General features: G+C 57.3%; 12 protein-coding genes and 2 pseudogenes. 5 read left to right on the top strand and 9 right to left on the bottom strand.

What is annotated here, in order from left to right:
• Positions 1 to 38 precede the first annotated feature (38 nt).
• On the bottom strand, positions 39 to 704 hold the full coding sequence (locus tag PMYSY11_RS01260; protein ID WP_150548100.1) for a fumarylacetoacetate hydrolase family protein: 666 nt from the start codon (positions 702 to 704) through the stop codon (positions 39 to 41).
• A gap of 99 nt (positions 705 to 803) precedes the next feature.
• A complete protein-coding gene (locus PMYSY11_RS01255) occupies positions 804 to 2,198 on the bottom strand; it encodes an FAD-binding oxidoreductase (protein ID WP_150548099.1) in 1,395 nt (464 codons plus the stop codon).
• A gap of 183 nt (positions 2,199 to 2,381) precedes the next feature.
• Between PMYSY11_RS01255 and serA the strand changes: the two genes are divergently transcribed.
• Positions 2,382 to 3,611, top strand: a complete 1,230-nt coding sequence (serA, locus tag PMYSY11_RS01250) for a phosphoglycerate dehydrogenase (protein ID WP_150548098.1) — start codon at positions 2,382 to 2,384, stop codon at positions 3,609 to 3,611.
• 83 nt (positions 3,612 to 3,694) lie between these two features.
• Here the strand turns inward: serA and PMYSY11_RS01245 are convergent, their stop codons facing one another.
• The 3 genes from PMYSY11_RS01245 to PMYSY11_RS01235 form a co-directional block, all read right to left on the bottom strand.
• On the bottom strand, positions 3,695 to 4,129 hold the full coding sequence (locus tag PMYSY11_RS01245; RefSeq protein WP_069902287.1) for a DUF4399 domain-containing protein: 435 nt from the start codon (positions 4,127 to 4,129) through the stop codon (positions 3,695 to 3,697).
• A gap of 124 nt (positions 4,130 to 4,253) precedes the next feature.
• The gene (locus PMYSY11_RS01240; protein ID WP_150548097.1) at positions 4,254 to 4,751 is read right to left on the bottom strand and encodes a 2-thiouracil desulfurase family protein; all 498 of its coding nucleotides are present in this window, start codon (positions 4,749 to 4,751) and stop codon (positions 4,254 to 4,256) included.
• Positions 4,752 to 4,786: 35 nt separating this feature from the next.
• Positions 4,787 to 5,410: a 2OG-Fe(II) oxygenase gene (locus PMYSY11_RS01235; RefSeq protein WP_150548096.1), complete on the bottom strand. Its 624-nt coding sequence runs from the start codon at positions 5,408 to 5,410 to the stop codon at positions 4,787 to 4,789.
• An 84-nt stretch (positions 5,411 to 5,494) separates the two neighbouring features.
• On the opposite strand from PMYSY11_RS01235, the gene PMYSY11_RS01230 reads away from it, so the two are divergent.
• Complete coding sequence (locus tag PMYSY11_RS01230; RefSeq protein WP_150548095.1) at positions 5,495 to 6,262, top strand: DUF2059 domain-containing protein; 768 nt, start codon at positions 5,495 to 5,497, stop codon at positions 6,260 to 6,262.
• Positions 6,263 to 6,266: 4 nt separating this feature from the next.
• On the opposite strand, the gene bipL is transcribed toward PMYSY11_RS01230, so the two are convergent.
• Positions 6,267 to 7,205: a phospholipase BipL gene (bipL, locus tag PMYSY11_RS01225; protein WP_150548094.1), complete on the bottom strand. Its 939-nt coding sequence runs from the start codon at positions 7,203 to 7,205 to the stop codon at positions 6,267 to 6,269.
• A gap of 118 nt (positions 7,206 to 7,323) precedes the next feature.
• On the opposite strand from bipL, the gene PMYSY11_RS01220 reads away from it, so the two are divergent.
• On the top strand, positions 7,324 to 7,911 hold the full coding sequence (locus tag PMYSY11_RS01220; RefSeq protein ID WP_150548093.1) for a DUF6436 domain-containing protein: 588 nt from the start codon (positions 7,324 to 7,326) through the stop codon (positions 7,909 to 7,911).
• A 94-nt stretch (positions 7,912 to 8,005) separates the two neighbouring features.
• Here the strand turns inward: PMYSY11_RS01220 and PMYSY11_RS01215 are convergent, their stop codons facing one another.
• On the bottom strand, positions 8,006 to 10,369 hold the full coding sequence (locus PMYSY11_RS01215; protein ID WP_150548092.1) for a membrane-bound PQQ-dependent dehydrogenase, glucose/quinate/shikimate family: 2,364 nt from the start codon (positions 10,367 to 10,369) through the stop codon (positions 8,006 to 8,008).
• A gap of 306 nt (positions 10,370 to 10,675) precedes the next feature.
• On the opposite strand from PMYSY11_RS01215, the gene PMYSY11_RS01210 reads away from it, so the two are divergent.
• Positions 10,676 to 13,057: a penicillin acylase family protein gene (locus PMYSY11_RS01210; RefSeq protein ID WP_150548091.1), complete on the top strand. Its 2,382-nt coding sequence runs from the start codon at positions 10,676 to 10,678 to the stop codon at positions 13,055 to 13,057.
• Between the two features lie 195 nt (positions 13,058 to 13,252).
• Complete coding sequence (locus tag PMYSY11_RS01205) at positions 13,253 to 13,468, top strand: hypothetical protein (RefSeq protein ID WP_069902279.1); 216 nt, start codon at positions 13,253 to 13,255, stop codon at positions 13,466 to 13,468.
• 101 nt (positions 13,469 to 13,569) lie between these two features.
• Here PMYSY11_RS01205 and PMYSY11_RS22045 read toward each other — a convergent pair.
• Both PMYSY11_RS22045 and PMYSY11_RS22040 read right to left on the bottom strand, forming a co-directional pair.
• A pseudogene (locus PMYSY11_RS22045) lies at positions 13,570 to 13,941 on the bottom strand (methyl-accepting chemotaxis protein); the annotation flags it as partial.
• Positions 13,942 to 14,106: 165 nt separating this feature from the next.
• Positions 14,107 to 14,790: pseudogene (locus tag PMYSY11_RS22040) on the bottom strand (PAS domain-containing protein); the annotation flags it as partial.
• Between the last annotated feature and the right edge of the window lie 186 nt (positions 14,791 to 14,976).

Below are 14,976 nucleotides of genomic sequence, written 5' to 3'. Positions count from 1 at the left end.
GCGGACGCAGGTGAGCAGTGCAGAGATGCAATCAGCGTTTAGCAGACTTTACTGGTGAAGCTCGAATGGCCAACCAGTTCCAGTTCGACTTCGTCACCCTTGTTCAGCGGGCCAACGCCTACCGGCGTGCCCGTTAGAATGACATCGCCAGGCTGCAGGCTGAAGTGGCCGCAGATGTGCTGGATCATCGGAACAATCGGGTTGAGCATGTCGCTACTGTTACCGTCCTGACGCACAGCACCGTTAATAGTCAGACGAATGCCGATATCGGTCAGATCAGCGATCGCATCGCCCTGCACAAACGGTGCGAGCACGCAGGCGCCATCGAACGACTTGGCGATTTCCCACGGATAACCTTTCTCTTTGAGCTTGGCTTGCACGTCACGCAGAGTTAGATCCAATGCCGGTGCAAAGCCCGAAATCGCATCCAGCACTTCTTCTTCATTCGGCGTGCGCGACAGCGGCTTGCCAATCAAAACCGCAATTTCAGCTTCGTAATGCACCGAACCCCGGTCTTCAGGAATGCTGAAACCGTCATCCACAGCCACCACACAACTGCCCGGCTTGATGAACAGGATGGGCTCAGTCGGCACCGGGTTATTCAGCTCTTTGGCGTGTTCGGCGTAATTACGCCCGATGCACACAACTTTACCCAACTGAAAATGGATACGGGTGCCGTCAACATACTGATGCTGGTAACTCATAAATGCTCCTGGCAAAGGAAAACTGCCCAACAGGGGCTGCTGCAAGCAAACCGGCGAGGTCGGCAGTGCAAACCTCGCTGGCAGTAAGTGGCAGTCAGATTATTCAGCGAATATTTTGCCCGGGTTCATGATGCCGTTCGGGTCAAATACTGCCTTGATCGCCTTCATGTAGCCGATTTCAGCGGCGCTGCGGCTGTAATGCAAGTAGTCACGCTTGGTCATGCCGACGCCGTGCTCGGCCGAGATCGAGCCGTTGTACTTCTGCACGATCTCAAACACCCACTTATTAACAGTTGCGCATTTGGCGAAGAATTCGTCTTTAGTCAAAGACTCGGGCTTGAGGATGTTCAGGTGCAGATTGCCGTCGCCGATATGGCCGAACCAGACGATTTCAAAATCCGGGTAGTGTTTGCCGACGATCTCGTCAATATCGTGCAAAAAGGCCGGTACTTTCGACACGGTCACCGAAATATCGTTCTTGTACGGCGTCCAGTGCGAGATGGTTTCAGAGATGTACTCGCGCAGCTTCCACAGGTTCTGCAGTTGCTGTTCGCTCTGGCTCATAACGCCGTCCAGCACCCAGCCCTGCTCGACGCAGTGCTCAAAGGTTTCCAGTGCCGCGTTGGCGACTTCTTCTGTGCTGGCTTCAAACTCAAGCAGCGCATAGAACGGGCAGTCAGTCTCGAAAGCCGGCGGTACATCGCCGCGCGCCATGACTTTGGCCAGTGCCTTGTCGGAGAAGAATTCGAACGCGGTCAGGTCCAGTTTGTTCTGGAAGGCGTGGAGAACCGGCATGATCGAATCGAAGTCAGCGGCGCCCAGCACCATTGCCGTGAGATTCTGCGGCGCACGATCAAGGCGCATGGTGGCTTCAACCACAAAACCCAGCGTGCCTTCGGCACCGATGAACAGCTGGCGCATGTCGTAGCCGGTGGCATTCTTGATCAGGTCTTTGTTGAGTTCCAGCAACTCACCCGTACCGGTCACCACTTTCATGCCCGCGACCCAGTTACGGGTCATGCCATAACGGATCACCTTGATACCGCCAGCATTGGTGCCAATGTTGCCGCCAATCTGGCTGGAGCCCGCCGAGGCGAAGTCGACAGGGTAATAAAGGCCCTGCTCTTCGGCGAAGTTTTGCAACTGCTCGGTGACAACGCCCGGCTGGCAAACAACCGTACGATCAAATTCGTTGAAATCGAGAATCTGATTCATGTAATCGAACGAGACGACCACTTCGCCATTGGCCGCAACAGCGGCGGCGGAAAGACCAGTGCGGCCACCCGAAGGCACCAGCGCAACCTTATGCTCATTCGCCCAGCGAACAATGGCCTGAACCTGCTCGATGCTCTTCGGAAACACGATGGCTTGCGGGGCCGGGGCAAAATGCTTGGTCCAGTCCTTACCAAAAGCTTCCAGGGATTCGGCGTCGGTCAGCACTTTTCCAGGCTCAACCAGGGACTTTAGCGTTTCAATCAGGGCTGGGTCAGTCATCGATAGAACTCTCAAACGATTCATGGTCACCCTGAGCACGCTTCATCTGCCAGGGTAGGTGTTTCGCGGGGCTCGTATGCTAGCATATGCACCCTGCAAATCATGCTCCAGGCTGATCTGCGGGCCCGATCAGCAATGGCGCTGACTTCCGTGACACTTAATTGTGGGACAACAGGTACTCCGATGAGCAAGACCTCTCTCGACAAGAGCAAGATCAAGTTCCTTCTTCTCGAAGGCGTCCACCAAAATGCTGTGGACACTCTGACGGCTGCTGGCTACTCAAACATCGAGTACCTCACCGGCTCGCTGCCTGAAGCAGAACTGAAGGAAAAGATCGCCGAGGCGCATTTTATCGGCATTCGTTCACGCACCCAGCTCACCGCTGAGGTGTTTGACTGCGCCAACAAGCTGGTTGCAGTTGGCTGTTTCTGCATTGGCACCAACCAGGTTGATCTTGACGCTGCACGTGAGCGCGGCATCGCCGTTTTCAACGCACCGTACTCGAATACCCGTTCGGTTGCCGAACTGGTACTGGCTCAGGCCATCTTGCTGCTGCGCGGCATCCCTGAGAAGAATGCTTCCTGCCACCGTGGCGGCTGGATCAAAAGCGCGGCCAACTCCTTCGAAATCCGCGGTAAAAAGCTGGGTATCGTTGGTTATGGCTCCATTGGTACGCAGCTGTCGGTTCTCGCCGAATCGCTGGGCATGCAGGTGTTCTTCTACGACGTGATCACCAAGCTGCCGCTGGGTAACGCCACCCAGATCGGCAAGCTGCACGACCTGCTGGGTATGTGCGACATCGTCTCGCTGCACGTTCCGGAACTGCCATCGACTCAGTGGATGATTGGCGAAGCGGAAATCCGCGCCATGAAGAAGGGCGGCATCCTGATCAACGCGGCGCGTGGCACCGTGGTTGAGTTGGATCATCTGGCAGCGGCAATCAAAGACGAACACCTGATTGGCGCGGCCATCGACGTATTCCCAGTAGAGCCACGCTCTAACGCCGAAGAGTTCGAAAGCCCGCTGCGCGGCCTCGATCGCGTGATCCTGACTCCGCACATCGGTGGCTCGACTGCCGAGGCTCAGGCCAACATTGGTCTGGAAGTCGCCGAGAAGCTGGTCAAGTACAGCGACAACGGCACATCGGTGTCTTCGGTCAACTTCCCGGAAGTGGCACTGCCATCGCACCCGGGCAAGCACCGTCTGCTGCACATCCACGAAAACATTCCGGGTGTGATGAGCGAAATCAACCGTGTGTTCGCCGAAAACGGCATCAACATTTCGGGTCAGTTCCTGCAGACCAACGACAAAGTGGGTTACGTAGTAGTCGACGTCGACGCCGAATACTCGGACCTGGCGCTGGAAAAACTGCAGCACGTTAACGGCACCATCCGCAGCCGCGTACTGTTCTAATTCCGAGCAGTTGTAACGGCTAAAAAAGAAGAGGGAGGCTTAGGCCTCCCTCTTCTCGTTTCAGCGCAGCAAACGCCGTGGATTTACTTGACCGTGATAGTGATTTTGTCCGACAGCAGCGGCGGATCAAATGGCACGTGGCCTTTATCGCCCAGCAACAGTTGCAGGGTGTGCTGGCCCGGCTCGAGCGTCAGCTCAGTTTCGGTCTGGCCACCGCCATAGTGAATAATCTTATCGGTGGCGGGGATCACCTTGTCCATCGCCGGCAGTGTGTCCTGGTCGATCAAAAGATGGTGGTGCCCGGTATTGGGCGCATCCGTACCCGCTGGCGCGACGTTCATACCGCTGATACCGAACTTGACGGTGAACGTCTGGCTGACTGTCGCACCATCAGCTGGCTCAACGATATATACCCGTGCATCTTCCATGGCCTTGGCCCTTGGCGCTTCAGCCAAGGCAGGGCTACTGACGGCAAACAAAAGGGCGGCTAGCCCGAGAGTGGGCATGACTACTTTCATAACAGACTCCGTGTCTTTTGGTTGAGTACAATGGACGGTAAACCCCGCCAATCGTTCAGCGTAACTACGCTATCGCCAAGTGTAGGCGTCATCCAAAAGATACGCGCGGAATCGGCTGAAATACCTATTCCAGAGCAGATTCAAGCGCAGCCAACGCCAAACTGGCCTGCGCCAACTGGGTTTCATTGAAGACCTGCACACCCGCTCGCTGCAACAGCGCCGCGGTAACACCCTCGCCCGCCACCTTCACGCCGCTAAAACTGCCGTCGTAGTTTTCCAGGTTGCCGCACGACGGGCTGCGCGCTTTGAGTAGCGCCAAGCCAATCCCGTGTTGGCGAACCAGCTCCAGCGCCTGCTGCGCGCCACTGAGAAAGGCTTCGGTGCAATCTTCGCCATCAATGGTCAACACCCTGAGCAATCCGTCCAACACCTGCGCTCCTTGTCCGCCAGCAATCTCTGCCGGCGGGCGTGGCGTTGGCAAGCCGCCAGCCACTTCAGGGCACAGCGCGATGACCCGGCCTTCTGCCTGCCATTGCTGCAACAGATCGAACGGCCCATGCGCACCGCCGTCATAGCGCACGCGATGACCAAGCAGGCAACGACTGACCAAGATTTTTTGCACAGCAAGCTCCTGCATTTACTCGAATGGCAAAGCTATCAGAACGTATCGGCGCCGCGCCGACGGAACCAACCGGCTAACGACAGACGCTCACGGGTGGCCGGCAAGACTTCGTGGGGCATATCGGCCGACATGAACACCACCAGGCTGCCGGCCTCTGGCCGCACGTCGCGGGTCTCGCCATCCGGCAGGTACAGGCGCAGTTCGCCGCCAAATTCGTCCTGCCATTGTTCATTCAGATAGAGCACGACCGAGACCGTGCGCCGGTCGTCATCGCGAAAGCGGTCGAGGTGCTTTTTATAAAAAGCCCCTGCCGGATAGAAAGCGAAGTGGCTTTCATAGGAATCCAAACCGAGAAACAGCTGCTGATTAAGCGCGAGCCGCAAGCCGTCGATCAATTGCAGATACGCATTGGTGGGGGCCGACTGTCCCGGCTCCAGCCACTCGATCTGATCGCCGCGGATCGCCTCGCGGATCTCCTGCCCGGCACCGCGTCCCACTCTGGCGGGGCTCAGAGCGCCATTTTTTACCCGGGCACGGCACTCTTGGGCCAGTTCGGCTGTCAAAGTCTGACTAGCAAAACCGGGCAGCAGAGACCAGCCCTGCGTGGCAAGGTCATCAATAATTACTGCAAAGGGCATATCAGTGGTATCGATTGTCATGCGTATAATTCTATCAGTCTCGTTGCCGCGCCTCGATATGCTTCTCCGCCCTTGAAATCAGTGCCCGCCAGACAGGAGTCTTTAATGCGCGCGATCTTCACCGCTCTATTCATGCTACTGAGCTTGCCGGCTCTGGCCGATGTGCACACTGATCTTTATAAAGCCGCCGGCTGGGCGCAACAACGGGCCAATTTCAATGACGCGCTCACTGCCGCGCAGCAGCGCTATCGCCAAAGCCTGCCACCCGCGGTGTATGACGCACTGGTGAGCAACAGCAATCAGCGATTCGCACCGCAAGCGATGGATCAGCGCGCGCAGCAAAGCTTTCGCGAGAATCTGCACGAGCCGCAGTCGGCCCTGCAATTCTTCGAGTCACCGCTGGGCCGCAAGGTTGTCAGCGCCGAGCAACTGGCTACGCGCAAGGATCAACTGGCGAAATATGCCAACGGCCTGCCACGCGTTGATGCCAGCGACAGTCGCCGCTTGTTGATCAGCCATCTCGCGCAGGCCCTGCCCGCCAAGGAAGCCGGCGCCGAAGTGAGCTTGGCGTTGGCCGGCGTGGCCGCAGACAGCCTGAGCCAGATGATCCCCGGCTTGCTCGGCGGCGACACCGCGCAAAGCATGCTCAATAGCCAGCGCCAACGCCTGATGGGCCAGATTGGCACTGATCTGGACAACACCTTGCTGTTTGTTTATCGCGACTTGTCCGATCCTGAGCTGGATGAGTTCATCACTTTCGCCGAATCGCAGGCCGGTAAAGACTATTATCAGGCCGCACTCGCCGCCGTGCGCGCCGGCCTAGCCGTTGGCCAGAGCACATCCAGCCTGAATCAGGCACCACAAGGTATCTAACGTCTCAGCGATTGAGTTGTTCGGTGAGAAAACTGAAGTACTCAGCGCGAAACTCCGCCGACTCATTGGCCAGATGATGGCGCGCCTGCTTGATACGCAGCACACGCGGGCCGGCAAATTTGTCGGCCAGCACCTGCAGGTTATACGGCCAGTCTACCGTGCGGTCTTCCTCACCCTGTACCACCAACGGCCGCCGTGGACTGCGCGGCGCATTCTCGATACGCGGCACCCAGCGCCCCAGCGCACCGACCCAGGCAGTCGGCAAGTCGCGTGGCTGTAACGGGTCGCGATTGCGCAGGAAGTCGAGAAACACAGGGTCATGTGAGTTATCACTGAAACGCCGCTCTATCTTGCTCACAAACGACTTGAGCAGCAGATAACTGAGCTTCGACCAACCCCAGGCCCGCGGCCGGACCAACGGCGCCAGCAGAATGGTCTCACCGATATCACTCTGCGGATTTGCCGTCAGCAGGTAATCAATCAGGATCGCGCCGCCAGTGCTCTGGCCAAACAGGTGCAAAGGTGCCGGTAGCTGCAACTCACGAACCAGCTCAATCGCAGCCTCCAGCACGGCCTGATATTCGGCGAAGTCGTTAATACTGGCGCGGGTGCCGCTGGATAAACCATGCCCGGGCAAGTCGAGCGCCATGACGGCGAGGTTTTGCTCCAAAGCCCAACGCATGACATGGCCATACAAACCACTGTGGTCGTAATAGCCATGCAGCAAAATCAATGTCGCTTTGGGCTGCTCAGGCAGCCAGAGTTGCGCGGCAATGCGGTAACCACCCGCATCAAAGTAACCCATGCGCGCATGTGCTGCCGGTAATTGCTCAAGGCCGTAGAACGCCCGATAAGCCAACTCTTGCGGCAATGCCTGGGCGGGCGCGGACGTTAACGGGCGAAGACCTGCGACTAAACGCTCAGGCTTAAATTGCTCTAGCATGCAGCGATCCATAAATCAGGCGGGGTAAGCAGGCATCCAATGCACTACAACGAACTGCAGATATTCTGCTGCCAGACGCATCGTGGCAAGCTATGCACCCCAGAGATAGAACCTTGTCATGCCTCGATTCAGCCGTAAAACCTTACTGGCCTGCGTAATAGCAGGCGTATCAGTGATAGTGCTAATACTCGCCCTTAGCTGGTTCGAAGCCCGCTATGTGCGCTCATTCAGTGAACGTACGGCGATATTTTCCGGCGATCAATTGCAATTACCCGCCGAGTTAGCCGGCCCCGGGGCAATTCGCATGGTGCACTTCTGGGACCCGGCCTGCCCCTGCAACGTCGGCAACCAACAGCACCTTGCCGAGCTGGTGAAAAATTTCACACCGCTGGGCGTTGAGTTTTTTGCCGTGCAAAAGCCCGGCAGCCACGGCGAATTGCCCGCTGATCTCAAAGCGATCAAAGCCTTACCCGCTCTGCCGGGTTCAGCCGATTTGCCAGCCAGCCCGGCGGTAGCGATTTGGGACCGTGAAGGCAAGCTGGCCTATTTCGGTCCTTACAGTTCAGGCATTACCTGCAATTCGAGCAACAGCTTTATCGAGCCGATACTCAATGCGCTCAAGGACGGTCGCAAGGTACACGCCAGCAACAACATGGCAGTCGGCTGTTTCTGTGACTGGAAGCCGGCCGAGAAAGCCGAGCCATGAACATGACGTTCTAGCGCCAGCAAAGCTGTCTGGCTGCACGTAAAAGCCCCGGCAGAGCACTGAGTGCGCTGCCGGGGCTGAAGCTACTGACGCCCTACTGCTTGGTTTTTTCCGGCAGCGCGAAGGCCACCAGATAATCACCACGATCATTCGGGTTATGCGGCGCTCCGGCGGCGTTAACCACTATGAACTGGCGCCCTGACTTCTTATCGATGTAAGTGATCGGTGTCGCCTGACCGCCAGTCGGGATGGCGCCTTTCCACAGTTCCTTACCCGTTTCAACGTCATAGGCGCGCAGATAGTAGTCTTGCGTACCAGTCATAAACACCAGCCCGCCACTTGTGGTCACCGTGCCGCCCAAGGTCGGCAAACCCACTTTAATCGGCAACCTTGTCGCAATACCAAACGGCCCGACCTCTTCGGCAGTGCCTACCGGCCGCTGCCAGACCACCTTGCGCGTTGCCAGATCAATCGCCGTCAACGTGCCAAAAGGCGGCTGCACACAAGGCACGCCAATCGGCGACATGAACATGTTGAGCTTGAGCCCATAAGGCGTGCCGTATTGCGGGTTCCACTCGCCGTGAGGTTTAGCCCCGCCAAGGGACTTCATGACCTTGTCGATCTCGCCGCGCGGCATCAGGTTGGTGCGAATCGGCATGCGCAAATCATTGACGATCAGAAGATTACGCTCCTGATCAATGGATGCGCTGCCCCAATTGAAGCCACCATAATTACTCGGAAATTGAATAATCGGCTTCAGGCTCGGCGGCGTGAAATCGCCCTTGTAGATACTCTTCTTGAACATGATGCGGCAATAGAGCTGATCCACCGGCGTAATGCCCCAGGCATTGGTTTCGCTCAAGCCTGCTGCGCCAATCGCCGGCATGCCTACCGAATAAGGCTGAGTGGGCGAGTAGCGTTCACCTTTAACATCACCGGCAGGCACCGGGCGCTCTTCAATTTTGGTCAGCGGGGTTCCGTCACGCCGATCAAAGGTGAAAATCTGGCCGCGCTTGGTCAACAGAATCAGCCCCGGTACGGTTGTGCCGTCCGGCATGGGAAAGTCCACCAAGGATGGCTGTGACGGAATGTCGTAGTCCCAGAGGTCGTGATGCACTGTTTGAAACTTCCAGCGCTCCTTGCCCGTGCTCAGGTCAACGGCAACGATTGAGGAAGAGTAATCATCCATCGCCTTGGTGCGGAGGCCGCCGTAATAGTCTGGGGTCGCGTTACCGGTTGGCAGGTAAACCAAACCGAGATCCAAATCATAAGATATTGGCGCCCATATATTGGGCGTACCGCGGGTATAGGTTTCGCCTGGCGGTGGCAGCTTGTCGATTTTGGCATTGCCCAGGTCCCACGCCCAATCCAGCTCACCCGTGCCGGCATTGAAGGCGCGCACAACGCCGGAAGGCTCGCCAACCGACATGTTGTCTGCCACCCAGCCACTGAGCAAAATCTTGTCGCCCGCGACCATCGCCCCTGAAGTCTGCATGTAGAAACCGGGCTTGGCTTCGCCAATACCCTGCTGTAAGTTGACCGCGCCGTGGTCACCGAAGCTTTCGCAGAGTTCACCATCGCTGGTTTTGATGGCCAGTAAACGCATATCGATTGTGGCCATGACAATGCGCGTGCCGCAGGCGTCGGGCTTGGGCGGCTTGTACACGGCAACACTGCGGCAACGGTTCCAGAACGGCGCCTCGGCTTTCGGGTCAAACTGCCAGCGGGTTTTACCCGTGTCGCCATCCAGTGCGGTCAGGATGTTGCGCGGCGAACAGTGATAAACCACGCCATCGACATACAGCGGAGTGTTCTGATTTTCGTCGCCAAGTTCGGCAATATCGCCATGACGGGTAGTCCAGGCCACTTTTAACTGATCGACATTATCGACGTTGATCTGATCAAACGGCGCATAGCGCGTGCCTTCACCTGTGCGTCCGTAGTCGGTCCATTCGCCACCCGTGGCTGCTGTCAGATCTGTCACCTTGCCCGGCGTAAACGCTATGGAGTTCTGCACAATACCGTGCGGTACGAACATCCCGGCCAACGCCGCAATAAAAACGCCCAGCAGAGCAATGCCAGCAATCACTGCGCCTCGTTTGAGCGAAGCCGAAGCCGGCGAAAACAGCGGAACCAAGAGCAACGCAATGATTGCCAATACCAGATGCACGAGCGTGCGCGGCACCAATGCCCAAAAGTTAAATTGCACCTCGGATACTGCCCAGACCAGCGTGAACGCAAAGAGCGCCAAATAGCACCAGACGCCCCAAAGGCGTCCCTTGCTGATGGCAACGCCGGAATACGCCATCGCTGCGCCAGAAATCAGGTAATACCAGGAGCCCCCGAGAAAAATCAGATAGGCGCCGCCCAAGGCAAGCACAGCCCCCAACAACGCCATGAGCAGGCCAAAACAGCGCACGAGTGCACTGACAGGTTTATGCGAACCAATCGAAGTCATTAACAACATCCTTGTAATAAATCACTTGGTACGGAGGGCGGATTTACCTGAAACGACTGTACATAGAAAGTTACGCATTACCTGACGCCAACCGGCCACACGCCTCGGCAGAAAAGTTAATCGCCCAATAACCAGACGTAAGAACTGTGAACCCTTTACCAGGCAGGCAGACCAGCATGCTTGATAAGGCCATCAGCCATCATTCAGCATGCTGATAAGCCGTTAGCCGATTGACCTGTTATTTTCAGTCATGGTGTATTGCCAGGCTGCTAAGAACCAATCGCCCAATAATAAAAAGGACTTGCGATGAAGCGCACTCTGACTGCACTTGCCATCATCATTGGCGTGGCCGCTGCTGGCGGCGCCTGGTACGTCACCAGCAAACAACCAACCCGCGATGGCAGCGTCGACCTTGCTCACCTGCAAGCCCCCGTCAGCGTTGCCTATGATGAGCGCGGTGTGCCGCATATTCAGGCCCAGAACGAAGCCGACATGTACCGCGCATTCGGCTTTGTGCATGCGCAGGATAGGCTGTTCCAGATGGAATTGATGCGCCGCCTCGCGCGCGGCGAACTGGCCGCGGTTCTGGGTGACAAACTGGTGGAAACGGATCGCTTGTTTCGCACCCTCGGCATCCGCCAGCATGCAGATGCCTACGCTCAGGCGATGGATACCAGCCAGCCCTCATACAAAGCCTTGCAAGCCTATCTGGATGGCATCAACCAATATCAGGACAGCCATCCAGCGCCCGTGGAATTCGACCTGCTGGGCATAGAGAAGCGCCCGTTCACCGTCGCCGACACCATCAGCGTGGCCGGCTACATGGCCTACAGCTTTGCCGCTGCATTTCGCACCGAGCCGGTACTGAGTTTTGTGCGCGACCAGCTCGGCGCCGATTATCTCAAGGTCTTCGACCTCGCCTGGCATCCACAAGGGGTAATGGGCCAGCCGCTGGCCAGCAGCGACTGGCAGGATCTCAACAGCATCGCCCAATTGAGCAATGACGCACTCGCTGAGGCGGGTTTGCCACAATTCGAAGGCAGCAACGCGTGGGCGGTTTCGGGCAGCCGCACTGCCAGCGGCAAGCCATTGCTGGCGGGCGATCCGCACATTCGCTTTTCAGTACCGGCGGTTTGGTACGAGGCCCAACTGAGTTATCCCGGCTTCGACTTGTACGGTCACCATCAGGCCCTCAACCCGGTTGCATCGCTCGGCCATAACAAGGACTTCGCCTGGAGCATTACCATGTTCCAGAATGACGACCTCGACCTGATCGCCGAGAAGGTCAATCCGCAAAACCCCAATCAGGTCTGGTATCAGGGTGAATGGACCGACCTGCAAACACGCAGCGAAACCATCGAAGTCAAAAACGCCGAGCCAGTCCAACTGACGCTGCGCAGCTCGAAGCACGGCCCGATCATCAACGATGCGCTGGGTAACACAGTCGGCAAAACCCCGATCGCCATGTGGTGGGCATTTCTCGAAACCGACAACCCGATTCTCGATGGTTTCTACAAACTCAACCGTGCAGAAACGCTGAGCAAAGCCCGCAGCGCGGTTGAAAACATCGAAGCGCCGGGGCTTAACGTCATCTGGGCCAATGCCACGGGCGATATCGGTTGGTGGGCTGCGGCCAAACTGCCTCGCCGACCTGCCGGGGTGAACCCGAGCTTTATTCTCGACGGCGCCAGCAGCGAGTCGGACAAGCTCGGCTTCTACCCGTTCAGTGACAACCCACAAGAAGAAAACCCTGCACGCGGCTACATCGTCTCAGCCAACTTTCAGACCGTATCGCCGACAGATATAGAAATTCCGGGCTATTACAACCTTCCCGACCGTGGCCAGCGCATCAATCAACACCTGGCCGATAGCAGCGTGAAATGGGATCAGAACAACAGCCGCGCCTTGCAACTCGAGACAGGAACGGGCTACCCCGCTCGACTGCTGAAACCGATTATCGACGACCTGAAAGCCGCCGCTGCAGATGATCAGGAACGCGCATTGGTCGAGCAGCTCGCCCAATGGGACGGCGACCATACGCTCGAATCGGTGGCAGCGACTGTATTCAATCAACTGGTCTACGAAATCGCCCGCCACGGCATGGCTGACGAACTCGGCGAAGCCTTCTTCAACAACCTGATCGCCACCCGTGCGCTGGATATCGCGCTGCCGCGACTCACGGCAGACGAGCAATCGGCCTGGTGGGATAACCGCAACACCGATGCGGTGGAAAACCGCGCCAGCACAATCAAGGCCGCCTGGCAGGCGAGCATGCAGCACCTCAGGCAAACGCTGGGCGACATCCCTGCCGACTGGCAGTGGGGTAAAACTCACACCCTCACCCACAACCATCCACTGGGCCAGAAAAAGCCGCTGGATCGCCTGTTCAATATCGGCCCGTTTGCCGCCCCCGGTGGTCATGAGACCCCGAACAACTACGCCCACAAAATCGGCCCCGCGCCCTGGGATGTTAGCTACGGCCCATCAACCCGGCGCCTGGTCGACATGGCAGACGCCAGCAAGGCCATCGGCATCAATCCAGTTGGGCAAAGTGGCGTGCCATTCGATAAACACTTCAGCGATCAGGCCGAACGCTACATGCGCGGTGAATACGTTCCCATGCACCTGAGCCAAGACGATGTCGCCGCGCACACCGAAAGCACCCTTAAGTTAAAGCCGGTCGAGTAACGACTGTACTGATGCGCAACTACCGACGCCCGGGTGGAGCGAATGCGAAACCCGGGATGTTTTTGAGTGCAGCCAATAACGACGCCGGCCACAGCAAAATCTCGTACCTGATTACGGATCTAATTGGTCGGACTGCAATCAAAAGGAAATATCTGCGCCCTACAGTACAGCCTCGATTTTAGGAGTAGCCCTCTCGTGAGCCGCACAACTCGAAATATCTGCAGAACCCTTGATCAGGTTGCCTCTAACAACGAGGACGCCGCTGTGGCGATGATGCGTGCTGCCGAGCGGATCAGTGACGAGGTGCTTAAGCAGCAACTGTTCAACCTGATCCACCGGCTTAATCTCGATGCATCACAACTGCGCTTCACCCGCGAAGAAATAGCCGACCAAGGGCTTAAGCGCGCCTGATATTGCCGGAGACTCAAGAACGGCTGGTGCGCAATCCGCAGCCGATGCCCAGTAAGTCTCGAAGGCCAAGCCCGGCAAGGGCTGGCCTTCAGGCGCTGAATTTATTGCAGGCGCAAGCTTGAGCTGAACTGGCTGATAGCATCCACAACATGCTGCGAGCCTTGCTGGATTTCCAGAATCACCTCGCCCGCCTCGTTCGCCAGCTCAACTCCTACACTGGTGCGACTCAGGCTGGACTGCATGCTCTCTACAGCTGAGCGTGAGAGTTCATTGTTCTGCCGCACCACTTCTACGATTTCCAGCGTCGCCTGACTGGTGCGCGCAGCAAGACTGCGCACCTCGTCTGCAACCACCGCAAAACCGCGCCCATGTTCGCCGGCCCGCGCCGCTTCGATCGCCGCGTTAAGGGCCAGCAGGTTGGTCTGGTCGGCAATCCCGCGAATAGTCTGCACGATGCTGCCGATCACTTCGGACTGTTTGTTCACCGCATCGATACTGCGCGCGGCCTGATTAAGATTGCTGGAAATCTCTTCGATCACCTCAACTGTCTGGCGCACCACAGCCGAGCCCTTCTTGGCGCACGCATCGGTCTGTACCGACGTGGCATGGGCGGTGTCTGCAGCCGTTTGCTGAGAGGTCATTTGCTCGGTGATATCACTGGCGAATTTGACGACCTTGTATAACCGCCCCTTGGCATCAAAAATCGGGTTATACGAGGCCTCAAGGAATACCTGACGACCATGGCTGTCGACGCGCGAGAAGCGCCCGCTGAAGTACTCCCCGCGATTCAATGCCGCCCAGAACGCTTTGTAGCCAGGGGATTCGCGCTCTTCGCGCGAGCAGAACATGCTGTGGTGCTGGCCAATCACGTCGGCCGGCTTGTAGTGCAGGGTGTTGCAGAAGTTCTCGTTGGCCTTGATCACCCGGCCATCCGGACTGAACTCGATGACCGCCATCGACCGACCGATAGCTTTCAGCAAACCTTCGCCTTCACGCTCACGGTGAACCCGCTCGGTGATGTTGGAAGCCACTTTGATCACACTGGTGACCTGACTTTGGGCGTTTTTAACCGGCATATAGCTGGCTTCGAGCCAGATTTCCCGGCCACTCTTGTCCAGCCGCATGAAGGTACCACTGATCGGCTTGCCCGCCGCCAGATCGAGCCAGAATTGAGCGTATTCAGGGCTGCGATACTGCGACTCCTCGCAAAATACCCGGTGATGCTTGCCGCATACCTCATCAGCGCCGTAGCCCATCACTGCGCAAAAATTGTCGTTGGCACTCAACACAATGCCATCTGGGCTGAATTCGATCATTGCCATTGAGGTGCTGATCGCGGCCAACTTGGCGTTGAGTTCACAAACCGTCGCGTTGTAGCGCTCGCATTCGTTTTGGTAGTGCTTGCGTGCTGAGTTGAACATCCAATCATCCTCATAGCTGAAAGCAAATAAATGCATGACCAGGCGGTTTTTATAGGCCAGCTCCGGCGCTGCACTCCTGCAACACGG

The organism is Pseudomonas marincola (genome assembly GCF_900682675.2).
Taxonomy (GTDB): Bacteria; Pseudomonadota; Gammaproteobacteria; order Pseudomonadales; family Pseudomonadaceae; genus Aquipseudomonas; species Aquipseudomonas marincola.
Note: the sequence above shows the minus strand (reverse complement) of the source record. Positions and strands in the feature narration are given on the sequence as shown.